17 protein-coding genes are annotated in these 14,040 nt (G+C 66.3%); 1 reads left to right on the forward strand and 16 read right to left on the reverse strand.

Annotated features, from left to right (window positions below; all coding sequences use genetic code 11):
- The 14 genes from N5D20_RS07950 to N5D20_RS08015 form a co-directional block, all read right to left on the reverse strand.
- Positions 1-158 (reverse strand): IS5 family transposase (locus tag N5D20_RS07950; protein WP_054660924.1); only part of this gene is annotated, 158 nt, incomplete at its 3' end.
- A 23-nt stretch (positions 159-181) separates the two neighbouring features.
- Complete coding sequence (locus N5D20_RS07955) at positions 182-430, reverse strand: DUF2274 domain-containing protein (protein ID WP_016448812.1); 249 nt, start codon at positions 428-430, stop codon at positions 182-184.
- A complete protein-coding gene (locus N5D20_RS07960) occupies positions 427-1,701 on the reverse strand; it encodes a TrbI/VirB10 family protein (protein ID WP_016448813.1) in 1,275 nt (424 codons plus the stop codon). The genes N5D20_RS07955 and N5D20_RS07960 overlap by 4 nt, the downstream gene beginning before the upstream one ends.
- 2 nt (positions 1,702-1,703) lie before the next feature.
- Positions 1,704-2,696 carry a P-type conjugative transfer protein TrbG gene (trbG, locus tag N5D20_RS07965; protein WP_005304503.1) on the reverse strand — a complete coding sequence of 331 codons (993 nt, stop codon included), beginning with the start codon at positions 2,694-2,696 and terminating at the stop codon, positions 1,704-1,706.
- Positions 2,693-3,397, reverse strand: a complete 705-nt coding sequence (trbF, locus tag N5D20_RS07970; RefSeq protein WP_016448814.1) for a conjugal transfer protein TrbF — start codon at positions 3,395-3,397, stop codon at positions 2,693-2,695. Before trbF ends, trbG begins: the two co-directional genes overlap by 4 nt.
- Before the next feature lie 24 nt (positions 3,398-3,421).
- Entirely contained in the window at positions 3,422-4,801 is a 1,380-nt protein-coding gene (gene trbL / locus N5D20_RS07975; RefSeq protein ID WP_016448815.1) for a P-type conjugative transfer protein TrbL, read from the reverse strand.
- On the reverse strand, positions 4,798-5,130 hold the full coding sequence (locus tag N5D20_RS07980) for a hypothetical protein (protein ID WP_057506645.1): 333 nt from the start codon (positions 5,128-5,130) through the stop codon (positions 4,798-4,800). Before N5D20_RS07980 ends, trbL begins: the two co-directional genes overlap by 4 nt.
- 12 nt (positions 5,131-5,142) lie before the next feature.
- Positions 5,143-5,868: a P-type conjugative transfer protein TrbJ gene (gene trbJ / locus N5D20_RS07985; protein ID WP_016448817.1), complete on the reverse strand. Its 726-nt coding sequence runs from the start codon at positions 5,866-5,868 to the stop codon at positions 5,143-5,145.
- The gene (gene trbE, locus N5D20_RS07990; protein ID WP_016448818.1) at positions 5,865-8,318 is read right to left on the reverse strand and encodes a conjugal transfer protein TrbE; all 2,454 of its coding nucleotides are present in this window, start codon (positions 8,316-8,318) and stop codon (positions 5,865-5,867) included. Before trbE ends, trbJ begins: the two co-directional genes overlap by 4 nt.
- A gap of 15 nt (positions 8,319-8,333) precedes the next feature.
- Positions 8,334-8,606, reverse strand: coding sequence for a VirB3 family type IV secretion system protein (locus N5D20_RS07995; protein WP_003291752.1), 273 nt, complete (start codon positions 8,604-8,606; stop codon positions 8,334-8,336).
- A complete protein-coding gene (locus tag N5D20_RS08000) occupies positions 8,603-8,986 on the reverse strand; it encodes a TrbC/VirB2 family protein (protein ID WP_003291753.1) in 384 nt (127 codons plus the stop codon). The genes N5D20_RS07995 and N5D20_RS08000 overlap by 4 nt, the downstream gene beginning before the upstream one ends.
- Positions 8,983-10,047 carry a P-type conjugative transfer ATPase TrbB gene (trbB, locus tag N5D20_RS08005; RefSeq protein ID WP_074197590.1) on the reverse strand — a complete coding sequence of 355 codons (1,065 nt, stop codon included), beginning with the start codon at positions 10,045-10,047 and terminating at the stop codon, positions 8,983-8,985. Before trbB ends, N5D20_RS08000 begins: the two co-directional genes overlap by 4 nt.
- Positions 10,044-10,508 carry a ribbon-helix-helix protein, CopG family gene (locus N5D20_RS08010; protein ID WP_016448820.1) on the reverse strand — a complete coding sequence of 155 codons (465 nt, stop codon included), beginning with the start codon at positions 10,506-10,508 and terminating at the stop codon, positions 10,044-10,046. Before N5D20_RS08010 ends, trbB begins: the two co-directional genes overlap by 4 nt.
- Positions 10,505-12,511 carry a conjugal transfer protein TraG gene (locus tag N5D20_RS08015; RefSeq protein WP_074197592.1) on the reverse strand — a complete coding sequence of 669 codons (2,007 nt, stop codon included), beginning with the start codon at positions 12,509-12,511 and terminating at the stop codon, positions 10,505-10,507. The genes N5D20_RS08010 and N5D20_RS08015 overlap by 4 nt, the downstream gene beginning before the upstream one ends.
- On the opposite strand from N5D20_RS08015, the gene N5D20_RS08020 reads away from it, so the two are divergent.
- Complete coding sequence (locus N5D20_RS08020; RefSeq protein ID WP_139286363.1) at positions 12,506-12,781, forward strand: hypothetical protein; 276 nt, start codon at positions 12,506-12,508, stop codon at positions 12,779-12,781. The genes N5D20_RS08015 and N5D20_RS08020 overlap by 6 nt on opposite strands.
- On the opposite strand, the gene N5D20_RS08025 is transcribed toward N5D20_RS08020, so the two are convergent.
- Positions 12,748-13,026, reverse strand: coding sequence for an EexN family lipoprotein (locus N5D20_RS08025; protein ID WP_016448822.1), 279 nt, complete (start codon positions 13,024-13,026; stop codon positions 12,748-12,750). The two genes, N5D20_RS08020 and N5D20_RS08025, sit on opposite strands and share 34 nt — an antisense overlap.
- Positions 13,023-13,967 carry a LysR substrate-binding domain-containing protein gene (locus tag N5D20_RS08030; RefSeq protein WP_016448823.1) on the reverse strand — a complete coding sequence of 315 codons (945 nt, stop codon included), beginning with the start codon at positions 13,965-13,967 and terminating at the stop codon, positions 13,023-13,025. Before N5D20_RS08030 ends, N5D20_RS08025 begins: the two co-directional genes overlap by 4 nt.
- Positions 13,968-14,040 lie beyond the last annotated feature (73 nt).

Genomic DNA, 14,040 nt, shown 5'->3' on the forward strand with positions numbered 1-14,040 from the left:
TAGTTGCCGAACCGCTTGGGCAGGGCCCGCCACTTGCAGCCATTTTCGGCCACGAACAGGATCGCGTTGAGCACCTGAAGGTTGTCCAGCGACACATTGCCCCGCTGCCGCGGCAGGCAATCCTCGATACGCGCGAATTGCGCAGGCGTAAGTTCCATGCGCAGTATGTTAGCACGTAGTGTTAACAGGCCCTAGTCGATGGCTGCGGCGTTGGCTGCCCTCCCCTCTTGAACCCGCGATCCCTCGCCATGAACGCCTCCAGCATGTGCGGGATCAACTTCTCTGCATCGACTGCCTCGCCATACGCTTGCGCGTGCAGCGCGGCGTAGCGGTCGAGGTCGGCTTTCAGGCTGGCTGGGCAGGCGAAAGTCATCTTGACGTTCTCGGTCTTGGGCAGCGGCCCGAGCCGCAGCTTCTTGGTCGCGCTCATTGCGAAGCTCCCCGATTGAAGAACAGCGGCTGGTAGGGCCGCAGCACCAGATCCCGGTTGACGATGATCCGCACCGGCAGGCCCGGCCGCTCGGTCAGCGTCGGCTGGATGTTCATGTTGCGCCGGGTGATCTCCTGGCCGACCTGATTGATGCTGTCCTGGGCGCTGTCGCGCCCGGCGATGACGATGCGGTTGCCGTCCTGGCGGTTTTCCGGCGCGGCCAGCTCGGCACCCACGCCCAGCAGCGTCGTCAGCACCGCGCCCGCAACGATGCGCTTCCAGTGCCAGTCCACGTCGTCTTCCAGGCCGGCGTAGCCGGCCGGGTCGGTGCCCACGAGGTTGTCGAGCGTCAGCGAGGACGTGTCGGGCAGGATGATCCGGTTCCACACCACCTGCACGCGGCTCTGTCCGTAGCTGACCTGGCTGTTGTAGCGCCCCAGGATGCGCGATCCCTGCGGGATCAGCAGGAACTTGCCCGTGGCCGTGTCAAAGACCGGCTCCGTCACCGTGGCGATCACGTCGCCCGGCAAGTCCGACTTGATGCCCGTCACCAGCGCGCCCGCGATCACGGTTCCGGCCATCACCTGATACGGCGACGCCGGCAGCGCCAGATTGCCGGAATTGCGTGTTTCCGTAGAGCCGGCTTTCAGGAACGCTTCCTTTTGGTCTTGTCGGTTCTGCACGGCGGTCGGGTCGGCAGGCTGCGCCGCCACCGATGCCGGCCCAGCCGTGAGCGGGTCGAAGGCCGCGAGCGCGCTTGCACCACCAGGCACACCCGGCGTCGCCTGTGCCACCGTGGCGGCGGCTTGGCCTTGGCCCCCTGAACGGAAGAACACCGACGAAGCCGCAGCGGCTTCCGCCTCCTTGCGCACGGCATCGTTGGGATCGTGGCCGGGGGCCGCGTAGGCGGCCACGGCCGGCTGCTGCGAATTCACGATGGCAGGGCCGAGGTCGCCCGGCAGCGGCGGCCCCAGCTCGGGCACTTGCGGCGGCAGCTTCGAGTAGTCGGTCGGCAGGCCATCCAGCCCCTCTGATTTCGAGACGCGATCGACGTTGTAAAGCTCGGTTTGCTCGTCGGCGCTGCGCCGCTGCGGTTGCAACGACCAGATCGTAGCGCCGAGCACGGCAACCGACAGACTGCCGACGAGGATGGCCAGCGTGCGTCGGTTCAGGCGCGTGACCGGGCGCGGCTGGGCGCGCAGCACCACCGCTTCCGGCGCGACCTTGCCTGCCTGCGGCGTGGCGAGGTCGGGGGTGTCGTCCTGGCTCATGGTCAGTTCCTCCGCGCAACGCCGTCCGTGCGCTCAATTCGCACCACGTCGCCCTTGTCGCCGCCCAGGCGCAGTTCGGCGGCACCGAACAGCCGATCCACGATGTAGTACGGCGAGCGGAAGCGGTAGTTGACCAGTTGCCCGTCGCCTTCCGGCCCGATTACGAACAGCGGCGGCAGCTCGCCTTGCGCGATGCCGGCGGGGAACTGGATATAGACCTTCTGCCCGTCGTCGAAGGCGCGCAGCGGCTTCCACGGCGGGTTGCTACCGCTGACCGCGTAGCGGAAGCGCAGGTTTTCCAGCGACAAGCCGGAGTCCACCGGCGCGGCGGCGCTGGCCGCCTGCGCCTGGCGCTGCAAGGCCAGCATCCGGTCACGCGGATACTCCCAAGAAGCCGACGCCATCCACGTCTTTTCCGTCGAAGCCAACTCCAGCAGGTACGTCCTGCGGTTGGTGGTGATGACGAGATTGGTCTTGAGGCCCGAGCGGATCGGCTTGACCAGCACATTGACGCGCAGGTCAGCACCGCTGCCGCTCGACGTATCGCCAACGATCCAGCGCACGGTATCACCAGCGGCCACCGTCACCAGCTCCTCGCCCGGCTGGAGCGAAATCACAGTCACGCGGCCCACGGCTGCATAGACTTGGTAGAGCGCGCCATCGGTGAACGGCCACACCTGAATCGCGTTGACGTATCCCTCGCGCGTGGGTGCGACGCGCGCCTCGGCATTGGCCCGTGAGACGCGCACCTTCTCGTCGGCTGGCTCCGGCGTGGGCTTGGCGTCCTCGGCTTCGGGCAATGGCTTCAACTGCGCCGGCATCGGCAGTACCTCGGGCACCGCCACCACCTCCACCGGCGCGGGTGGCTCGGGTAGCGGCTGGGCCTGTACCGGCTCATCGAGCGAGATGGTCGGCGGTGGCTTGCCCTGCGTGGCGCAGCCCGCCAGGGCAAGCAAGATCACCGGCAAGGCGGATTTACGGAAAAGATCATTCATGGCTTGGCTCCTTCGGAAGAATCCAGTTCGCGGCTCCATGACAGGCCGTTGACGTAGATGCCCAGGGGGTTCTGGCGCAGGCGTTCTTCGGTGCGCGGCGGCTGGAGCACGATGGACACCACGGCCGTCCACCGCTCCAAGCCCGCCGCGGCGCCGTTGACGTAGCGGCGTTCCGTCCAGCGCACGTTGAAAGACGTGTCGCTGGCGCGCACGACGCTGGTGATCTGCACAGTCACCGACTCTTTACCGATGCGTGCGAACGGGTCGTTGACCCGCGCGTAGTCGTTGAGCACGGCCGCGCCCTTGTCGGTCGTGTAGTCGTAGGCGTCCAGCCAGTTCTGGCGGACGACGATGGGGTCGATGGACAGCGAGCGCACCAGCGTCACGAAGCGCGCGATGTGGTGCGCCGTCTGTGCATCGTTGGGCCGGTAGGGCGTGGCGGCTTCGCCCACGGCGCGCACCTGGCCCGCGTTGTCCACTTCCACGACGTAGGGCGTCACGAATGACTGCGCCGAGCGCCACACTAGGCCGCCGGACATCAACAGCGCGAGCGTGAGGCAGCCGAAGGCCATCAGGCGCCAGTTCTTCGCCTGCACGCGCGGCGAGCCGATACGGTCGTCCCACACCTGGCCGGCAGCTTGGTACGGCGTGGCAGGCTGCGGCGTGTCGGCATAGCGCACCTGCGGTTTTCTGAATCGCATGGTCAGTTCTCCTTGTGAATCGCATTAGTCGTCGGAGCCGCGCAGGCTCGGGCCTTGCCCCGAGCCGCCACCGTCGCCACCGCGCAGCGTGTGCGCGGCGGTGGTCGCGGCGTGGGTGAGTTGCTGGCGGCGATGCAGCCGCTTGGCCCAGGCGGGTTGTTCCGGCTTCTGTGCAGCGGCGCCGCCTGCGGAGGCCTCTCCTGCGGAGGCTTGGCCGGTTGACGCGCCAGCGTCGGCCGTCGAGCCATTCCAGCCAGCACGGAACGGAGCGGCCATCCGCTGCCCGGCAGCGGAAGCACGGGATGCTGCGGCGCGTCCGGCGGACTGCGCGCCGGTCTTGGCGACGTTGCCCAGGCCCGCCATCGCGCCCTTTGCGCCGCCGCCAGCGGCGGCGGAACCGGCCTGAAACGCCGACTTCGCATTGCTGGCCGCCGACGTGGCGGCGCGCGCACCGCTACCGGCCAGCTTTGCGGCGGCCGGAGCCATACGCGCGCCAGCAGCCACGGCGCCACCCACGCCCGTCGCGGCGGCGCCGATAGCGACGGCCGTGCCGGCAGCGCCGACAGCAGCACCGGCCATCGCGCCCGCGCCGAGCTGCGGCGCACCGGACACAAGGCCTGTCGCAATGCCGGGGCCGAAGATCCCGAGCGCCAGCAAGGTGAGCGAGGCCAGCATGATGACCAGCGCGTGGTCGATGGACGGCTCGGCGGGATGGACTTGGAACTGAGCGAACAAGCCCGAGCCGATCCCGACGATCACGGCCAGCACCAGAACCTTGACGCCGGAGGCCACCACGTTGCCCAAGACCTTTTCGGCGAGGAACGCGGTCTTGTTCCAGAGTGCGAACGGCACAAGCACAAAGCCCGCAAGCGTGGTCAGCTTGAACTCGATCAGCGTGATGAACAGTTGGATCGCCAGCACGAAGAAGCACAAGATCACAACCAGCCACGCGAGGAACATCACCACGATGGGATCAAGGTTCACGAACACTTCGGGGAAGCCCGCCATCTCGCCGATCTGCTCCAAAATCGGCGCCCCGGCGTCGATCCCGGTTTTCGCCAGCCGGCCCGGCTGCAGGAAGTTCTCCATCGTGATGGCCGAGCCGGTGGCGGTAATGCCCAATCCCGCAAACGAGCGGAACACGATGCTGGCCAGCCAGTTGAAGTTATTGATGATGTAGGCGAAGGCACCGACGTAGAGCACCTTGCGCAGCAGCTTGGCGATCACGTCCTCGCCCTGGCCGGTGGCATGGCTCATGGCCCAATACAGTCCGGCGATCGTCATGTCGATGACGATCAGCGTGGCCGTGAGGAACGCCACCTCGCCACGCAGCAGCCCGAAACCCGAGTCGATATAAGCGGCAAAGGTGTTGAGGAATTGGTCGATGATGGTCACATCATTCATGGCGTGTCCTCCGGTTCGGCGGGAAAGGCCGGCGCCATGCCATCGGCCGGTTCCTCGAAGCTCGGCGGAATCGGCGGCAGGTCGGCCAGCGTCTGGTATTCGTCCGGCCCGGCCTCGCCGGAGAAGAAGCGCCGCCGGAAGGCTTCGGCGGCGGCGCGGCAAGCGTCCTCGCCCTTGGCCTGCCGGTCGGCCGCGCATTGCGCGCGCAATGCCTTGAGCCGCGCAGGATCGGCGGCCAGAGCATCGGCAAGGTTGTCGGCCGGCTGCTTGTTGCAAGCGGCCAGCAGCACGACAAGCACCACAACAGACGGGGCGAGGACGCATCGCATGGCGGCCTCCCGTCAGTTGCCGTAGAAGTTCACGGACTGCGGCGTGTACGGCGTGCCTTCGCCCAGGAAGCGCCGCCGCACTTCGCGGGCGCGCTCCGTGGCCGCCGCCTGCCGCGCCAGATCCAGCGACGCCGCCCGGTCTTGCGTGATCTGGAGCCGCTGCGACTGGATCGACTGTTTGGCCTGCAAAGCCAGCAACTGGTTCATGGCCTGCATCGCCTGCAAGGCACCTTCGGCCGACTGGCTCTTGCCCACGAGATCGGCCAGCACGCTTTCGTCTTCGCCCAGGTTCTGCGACACCTGCGCCTGCATCTGCATCGTGGTCTGCAAGCCGTTGAGCGTGTTCTTCCAACGCTCCTGCGCATCGCGGTACATCTGGTCGCCGCTGACGGTGGCGGCGTACTGCTCGGGATACAGGCGCGCGAACTCCCGATCGAGGTTCGTCACGTCGAAGGCCAAGCCGCGGGCCTGGGCGATCAGTCGCTCGGTCGTCGCCAGGTTGGCGCGCAACTGGTTCACCACGCTAGACGGCAGGCTGGCGAGGTTGCGCGCCTGGTTCATCAGCATCTTCGCTTCGTTCTGGAGCTGCTGGATCTGGTTGTTGATCTGCTCCAGCGTGCGGATGGCGGTCAGCGTGTTCTGCACGAGGTTGGTGGGATCGACCACGACCCATTGCGCATGGGCAGTGGCGGTGCAAAGCATGGCCGCGATGGCAGCGGCGATAAGACGCTTCTTCATGGCAGGTTCTCCAGGGGTTGGTCAGCGAGGGAACCCGGCGCAAGGCCGGGGAACGAGGGCAGCAGGTCGGCCGCCCAATCGAGGCCGCGATGGCGCAGCCAGGCGCCCGCGAAGCCGGGCACGCCGGCGTCCAGCAGCACGCGGTCTATGTCGCGCTGGTCTTGCGGCGTGGATGCGCCCGCAAACGCCAGCGCCGCCGGCCCCAGATCGAGGTCGAACAGGCGGTTGCCGAGGCGGGATTGGTAGTAGTAGTCGCGCTTGGGCTGCGCGGTGGCGACGATTTCGATCTGCCGCCTGTTGAGGCCGAAGCCCTCATAGATCGTGCGAATCTGCGGCTCGGTCGCCTGCGGGTTGGCGAGGAAAATGCGGCTCGCGCAGCTCTCGATGATCGCGGGCGCGATGCTCGATTCCTTGATGTCGGCGAGGCTCTGCGTGGAGAAGATGACGCTGACGTTCTTTTTCCTGAGCGTCTTGAGCCATTGCCGGATACGCGCGGCAAACACCGGGTCATCTAGGAACAGCCACGCTTCATCGAGGATCAGCAGCGTGGGCGCACCGTCGAAGCGTTCGTCGAAGCGCGCAAAGAGGTAGTGCAGCACGGCCATGACGGCGGCCTTGCTGTGCATCAGCTCCTCCATCTCGAAGCACTGCACGCCGGCCATGCCGAGCCGGTCATGGTCGGCGTCCAGCAGCTTGCCGTGGGCACCGCCGAGCACATAGGGCGACAGCGCCTGCCGCAGCGCGTTCGATTGCAGCAGCACGGAAAGCCCCGTCATCGTGCGCTGCTCCAACGGCGCACCGGCAAGGCTTCCCAACGCCGACCAGATAGCCGCCTTCTCGTCGGGGCCGACCGCCACGCCCTCATGCAGCAAGCGGCCTTCCACCCATTCGGCCGCCCAGGTGCGGTAGCCCTCGCGGTCGATGCGTGCCAACGGCTGGAAGGCGGTTTCGCCATCTGTCCCGAGGTCGTAGTGCTCGCCGCCCAGGCCGAGAACCGTGGCGCGCATTGAGCGGCCCATGTCGAACGCGAAGATGCGCGAACCGCGATAGCGGCGGAACTGCATTGCCAGCGTGGCGAGCAAAACCGACTTGCCCATGCCGGTCGGCCCCGCGACTAGCATGTGGCCCACGTCGCCGATGTGCGTCACCAGCCGGAACGGCGTGGCGCCATCGGTGCGTGTGACGATCAAGGGTGGGCCATCCAGGTGCTCGTTCCTTTCCGGCCCGGCCCATACCGCCGAAACCGGCATCATGTGAGCCAGGTTCAACGTCGAGACGATGGGCTGGCGCACGTTGGCGTAAGCGTTGCCCGGAATGGACGACAGCCAGGCATCCACGGCGTTGAGCGTTTCCGGGATGGTGATGAAGCCCCGGCCCTGGATGACACGCTCCACCATGCGCAGCTTCTCGTCGGCCACAGCCGCGTCGGCATCGAGCACCATCACCGTGGCGGTGAGGTAGCCGAAGGCGACTTGATCGCTGCCCAGCTCCTGCAAGGCGGCATCGGCATCGGCGGCCTTGTTGCTGGCGTCGGTATCGACCAGCGGACTTTCCTGCTGGAAGATCGTTTCGCGCAGCAGCGCGATGACGTTCTTGCGTTTGGCGAACCACTGGCGGCGCAGGCGTCCCAACTCCCGTTCCGCCTCGGCTTTGTCGAGGCACAGGAAGCGCGTGCTCCAGCGGTAGGCAAAGCCAAGGCGGTTGAGGTCGTCCAGAATCCCCGGCCAAGTCGAGGTCGGGAAGCCCCGCACCGACACCATGCGCAGGTGCTGGTCGCCCAGCATGGGCGCCAGGCCACCGACCAGTGCGGAATCGGTCAGCAGCGCGTCGATATGGAACGCCACTTCGGGCACGCCGACGCGATAGCGCCGCGTCGAGATGGTGGCGTGCAGGTAGGTCAGTGTCTGGCCGTCATCGAGCCAAGCGATTTCCGGCATCACGCCATCGAGCAGGTCAAAGACGCGATCCGTCTCCGCGACGAAGGCTTGCAGCCGCTCGCGCCAGTCCACGCCATCGGTGGGCCGGTTCTCGTACAGCATCCCCGCCGCGCGGGCGCGCGATTCCTCGGGCGGCAGGTACACCAGCGTCAGGTGATAGCCGCTCTCGAAGTCGTTGCCCGATTCCTCGAAGGTGGCCCGGCGCTCCTCGTCCACCAGCCACGACAGCGGCTCGGGAAACTCCGATTGCGGATAGTCGGCAGCGGGTCGGCGCTCGGCCTCGATGAACAGCGCCCAGCCCGAACCCATGCGGCGTAGCGCGTTGTTCAAGCGCGCCGACGTGGCTATCAGTTCGCCTTGCGTCGCGCTGTCGAGGTCAGGCCCACGAAACCGGGCCGTGCGCTGGAAACTGCCGTCCTTGTTCAAGATGACACCCGGCGCGACCAGCCCGGCCCAGGGCAGCCAGTCGGCGAGCAAGGCCGGGCGCTGGCGGTATTCGGCTAGGTTCAGCATCGCGGCGTCCTCCCCTTACACGTCCAGCAGCGGGCGATGCTTGATGTGCCGAGCAAAGACCTGCATGAACTGCGGATCGACGCGCGCTCCCCACACCGCCAGCGAATGGCCGACGATCCAGAGCACGACACCGGGAATCCACAGTTGAAGGCCCAGCCCGACGGCGGCGGCCAGCGTGCCGTTGGCAATTGCCACGGTGCGCGGCGCACCGCCCAGCAGAATCGGCTCGGTCAGCGAGCGATGCAGCGGCACCTCGAATCCGGCGGCGAAGGTGTCCGGGGCACTCATACGACGGCCCCGCCGGAGAAGCTGAAAAACGACAGGAAGAAGCTCGAAGCCGCAAACGCGATGGACAGACCGAACACGATCTGGATCAGCTTGCGGAATCCGCCCGAAGTGTCGCCGAAGGCGAGCGCGAGGCCCGTGGCGATGATGATGATGACCGCGACGATGCGCGCCACCGGCCCCTGGATGGATTCGAGGATGGATTGCAGCGGGCCTTCCCACGGCATCGAGGAACCGGCGGCCTGCGCGGTTCCGGTCAGGAACAACAGCAGCGCGGCCAGCAGCAGCCCTTGCCCCGCAGGGCGGGCCAGGCAGCGCAGCCGCGCAAGACGCAATGCCGGATTTGCAGAAAAACGGAAAGCAGGAAAAGTCATCTGCGTCATGGCAGTTCTCCAAGTAAGTCAGGGGATGGGGAAGTCGCCGCAGCGGATGCGGCATCGGGGTTTGGCGACAACTCGGGAAACGGCGTGTCCAGCGCGTCCGCCTCCCAATTCGCCAATCGGTAGCCCACGCCGTCGAAGCCGACGACGCGGGCAATGCTCTCGATGCGGCGTTTGCGCCCACGCCCGGCGATGTGGATCACCACGTTGACCGCCTCGGCGATCAGCGCACGCGGCGGGTTCACGGCCACTTCGAGAATCAGTTGCTCCAGGCGCAGCAGCGCGCCCAGCGCGGAACCTGCGTGGATCGTGGCGATGCCGCCGGGGTGTCCCGTGCCCCACACCTTGATGAGATCCAGCGCCTCGGCGCCGCGCACCTCGCCGACGACTACGCGATCAGGCCGCAGGCGCATGGACGAGCGCACCAGCTCGGTCATGGATACCACGCCTGCGCGCGTGCGCAGCGGAACGTGGTCGCGGGCCGCGCATTGCAGTTCCACCGTGTCTTCGAGCACCAGCACGCGGTCGCCGGTGGCGGCGATTTCGGCGAGCAAAGCATTGGCGAGCGTGGTCTTGCCGCTGCTGGTGGCGCCGGCGATCAGCACGTTCTGCCGCTCGCGCACGGCGCGAACGAGAAAGCCCGCCTGCACGCTGGTCATCATCCCGTCAATGACGTACCGCTCCAACGGGATCACGCCGATAGCACGCTTGCGCAGCGCAAAGGCCGGCCCCGGCGCTGCCGGCGGCAAGATGCCCTCGAAGCGTTCGCCGGTTTCGGGCAGTTCGGCGGATAGCAGCGGCTGGCCGCGATGGATTTCCGCACCGACATGGGCCGCGACCAGGCGGATGATTCGCTCGCCGTCCGCCTCGGGCAGTTCCACGCCCATCGGCGCGCGCCCACTGGAAAGCCGATCCACCCAAAGGGTGCGATCAGGATTCAGCATCACCTCCACCACGTCCGGGTCTTCGAGCGCGGCGGCGATCAGCGACCCCATCGCTGTGCGCAGCATCTGGATTCGGCGGTCGAGCGACGTGGCGCTCATGGACTGCGGAACGGCGCTCATGACGCACGCTCCCGCGCTTGCGCAGCCGCCGCCGCGTCCTCCATTCGCATAGGATCGGGATGCAGTTCCTCCACCACGTCGCGCACCAGGCTGCGCCCGCGCAGCAGGTGGCGGCCCAACTGTTCAACGAACTGCTCGAAGCGCGCTTTGCCCTGAGCGCGGGCGGCCTCTTGGTGCGCCTCGGGAACGGGCGTGCTGACCGTGAGGTAGTAGCGAATGAACAGCGCCAGCGTCTCGATCTGGATGTTCTGGTCGCGCTCCAGCCGTTCGGATTGGCGCGACAGCCGATCCAGGCGCTTGGCGATGGCCGCCTCGCGCTGGTCGGCGGCATCGGGCGACAGCCACGATGCGAGCGCCGCCGCGACGATGGACGACTTGGAAACGCCCTTCTTGGCGGCCAGCTCGTCCAGGCGCTTGGCGTGCTCGGGCTGGATAAAGAGGTTCAGGCGGTAGTGGCTCATAGCTCGATTCCGTCGTTGGGGTCGAGGGAAGCCAGCCGGGCCGTGCGCTGCATGGCTGGATCAAGCTGGCGAGGAAGGGGAAGCGGCAGGTCGTCGTCGTCATCGAGCAGCGCGAGGTCGGCTGCGGGAACGACCAGCTCGGGTGCGTAGGCGACGGCTTCGGAAAGCTCGTGTTGACGGCGCGGGCCGCCGTCGTCGGCGGTCAAGCTCCCCAGGCCATCGGCGGATACCGTGGCCGGTATGGCAGGCGTCCGCGGAATCGCCAGCCCGCTCCAGTCGTCCGGGCGTAGCGGCGGCGCGTCAGCGTACTGCCCGCCTGCAAGCGCGGGCGGCGGCAGCACGCGGCGCTTGAAATTGGCGTCCGCGTAGTAGCGCAGCTTCTTGGCCTTGATCGGTGCGACGCTGGACACCATCACCACCGCCTCGTCAGGCGGAAGCTGCATCACCTCGCCCGGCGTTAGCAGCGGGCGCGCTGTTTCTTGGCGCGACACCATCAAATGCCCGAGCCACGGCGCGAGCCTGTGGCCCGCATAGTTGCGCTGCGCACGCAGCTCGGTGGCGGTGCCGAGCGTTTCGGAAATTCGTTTGGCCGTGCGTTCGTCGTTGGTGGCGAACGTCACGCGCACATGGCAGTTGTCCAGAATCGAATGGTTCTGGCCGTAGGCTTTGTCGATCTGGTTCAGGCTCTGAGCGATGAGGAAGCTGCGAATGCCGTAGCCCGCCATGAAGGCCAAGGCCGTCTCGAAGAAGTCCAGGCGGCCCAGCGCCGGGAATTCGTCGAGCATCAGCAGCAGCTTGTGGCGCCGCTCGATGCCGTCGGAGCCATCAAGCGATTCGGTGAGGCGCCGGCCGATCTGGTTGAGGATCAGGCGAATGAGCGGCTTCGTCCGCGAAATGTCCGAGGGCGGCACCACCAGATACAGCGACACCGGATGTTCCGCAGCGATCAGGTCGGCTATGCGCCAGTCGCAGCGCGAAGTGACTTCGGCCACCGTGGGATCGCGGTACAGGCCGAGGAACGACATGGCCGTGCTCAACACGCCGGAACGCTCGTTGTCCGACTTGTTGAGCACTTCTCGCGCCGCCGAAGCGACGACAGGGTGCGGCCCATCGCCCAGGTGGGGCGTGGTCATCATCCGATGCAAGGTCAGCTCGAACGGGCTGGCCGGGTCGGAGAGGAAGTTGGCGACGCCGCGCAGCGTCTTGTCCTCGCCCGCGTAGAGCACATGCAGAATGGCGCCGACCAGCAGCGCGTGCGAGGTCTTTTCCCAATGGTTGCGCTTCTCCAGCGCGCCTTCGGGATCGACCAGAATGTCCGCGATGTTCTGCACGTCGCGCACTTCATGCGCGCCGCGCCGAACCTCCAGCAGCGGGTTGTAGGCCGCCGATTTCGCATCGGTCGGGTTGAACAGCAGGCAATGCGAGAAGCGCGAGCGCCAGCCTGCGGTGATCTGCCAGTTCTCGCCCTTGATGTCGTGAATGACGGCCGACGCGGGCCAGCTCAACAAGGTGGGCACTACCAGGCCCACGCCCTTACCCGAGCGCGTGGGCGCGAAGGTCAGGACGTGTTCCGGGCCTTCATGCCGCAGATACTGGCGATCGTGCTGGCCCAGGAACACGCCGGCCGGCTGTGTGAGGCCAGCCTTGCGAATTTCCTGCGCGTTGGCCCAGCGCGCAGAGCCGTAAGTCGTGACTAGGCGCGCTTGGCGCGAGCGCCATACAGACATGGCGATGGCGACGCCCACGGCGACCATGCCGCTGGCACCGGCAATGGCGCCGCCGGTATCGAAGACTTCCGGCGCATAAGCGCCGAAGAAAAACCACCACTCAAACAGCTTCCACGGGTGGTAGATCGACGTGCCAAGAAAGTCGAACCAGGGCGAGCCAAGGCGTACTTGGTAGCCAAGGGCCGCTGCTGTCCATTGTGTGGCGCCCCACACTCCGGCGATCACGATGCCGAATACCACGGCGATCTGACCGAACAGCACGTTCGTCCCTTGCATGACCTGGCCTCCGATTTCTCCTGCGCTTTTTCCTCATGGAAAGAGCGGCACAAGGACGTGCCGCAGGCGTCAGGTTCGGTGCCGGGTCAGTGCCGGTCAAAGACCATTTTCAGCAGAAAGGTCGAGCAAAAAGACGGAGTTCGCGCGGTGTCGAACCAAAGAAAAACGCCGCAAGCGAAGGCGCATTGCGGCGTGTCGAACAAAAAAATGAAGGCGAAGCGGCTATCCGCCAACAATCAGAACTTGGGCGATTCCTTCGGCGGCGTGTAAGGGGTTTCGCCATCGCCGTAGAACCGCTTGCGCGTGGCCTCGGCCACCCGGTTGCACAGCACGTCGCCGAGCTTCGGGCGGTCGGTTTTGCATTGCTGGCGCAGTTCTTTGAGCCGTTCGGGGTTGGCCGCCAGTTCTTCCACTGTCGGGATGTCCGGTTCTGAACTGATGGCCTTCTGAGGCGTCTCGGCCTGACCGCAGGCGGTCAGGATGGCCGCCAACAAGAATGGGATGGCCTTCTTCATGGCATCAATTCCTCCGGGGGATCAGGGTTTCGGCCTCGTATGGCCCTAGGAGTTTCCGGCAACTCGATGGTCTGCACGCGCTCAACGAAACGTGCCAGTTCATCAGACGGATTGCCGTCGAGACGGAGCAAGTAGGTCGTAAGTGGTGGCACTCGCGACGCCAGCGGTCGAGCTACGACACCCGGCTCACGGCTGGCGGCGATGTGTGCAGCGCCCGCTAGTCCAAGCGCGAAGCCGGCCGATACCAGTGCCATCATCAGATCGCAGGTGGCAACCCGTTCTGCGATCAGTGGTTCCATGTCAGCACGACGCAGCACTCGTTCAACGTGCTTGGCGTGGCCCTCACACACTTGCGGATCGCACAAGACCAGCGGGTAGCGCAGCAACTCGTCCAAGGGAATACGCTTGTAGGCCAGCAGCGGATGCCGGGCCGGCACTGCCACCATGAGTGCATCGCTCCAAGCGGGCAAAGTGACGATGCCGTCGCCCACTTCGTCGGATTGGGCAAACCCCACGTCGTACAGATCATCATGCAGCCCTTTGATCTGCTGCGATAGTGACACTTCGAAAAAGCGGATCTCGACCTCGGGTTCTTCCTGGCGACACAACGCCAGTAAGGCGGGCAGGCGCGACGGCGTGATGCCATCCGACAAGGCCACGCGCAACTGCCCGTGAAAACCGTTTGCCGCTGCTTTCACGCTCTCTCGCGCTTGCTCCAAGGCAGCAAACACACGACGCACATGCTCCAAGAACAATGTTCCGGCATGGGTCAGCCGCGTACTGCGCGTGGTGCGGGCAAACAGCATCACGCCGAGTTCTTCTTCCAGTTCCTTGATGGCCCGCGACAGCGGCGACTGCTCGATGTGCAGCCGCTCGGCGGCGCGAGCGAAGTGGAGTTCTTCAGCGACGGCGACGAAGCACCGAAGATGGCGCAGTTCCACTTACATCCCGCCGGGCTTGTGATGTGCCTGTTCCCCTCCGCCAACAAGGCGCGGAGGGCGACATTTGCGCCTG

It is taken from the genome of Stenotrophomonas sp. GD03877, assembly GCF_029840555.1.
Lineage (GTDB): Bacteria > Pseudomonadota > Gammaproteobacteria > Xanthomonadales > Xanthomonadaceae > Stenotrophomonas > Stenotrophomonas geniculata.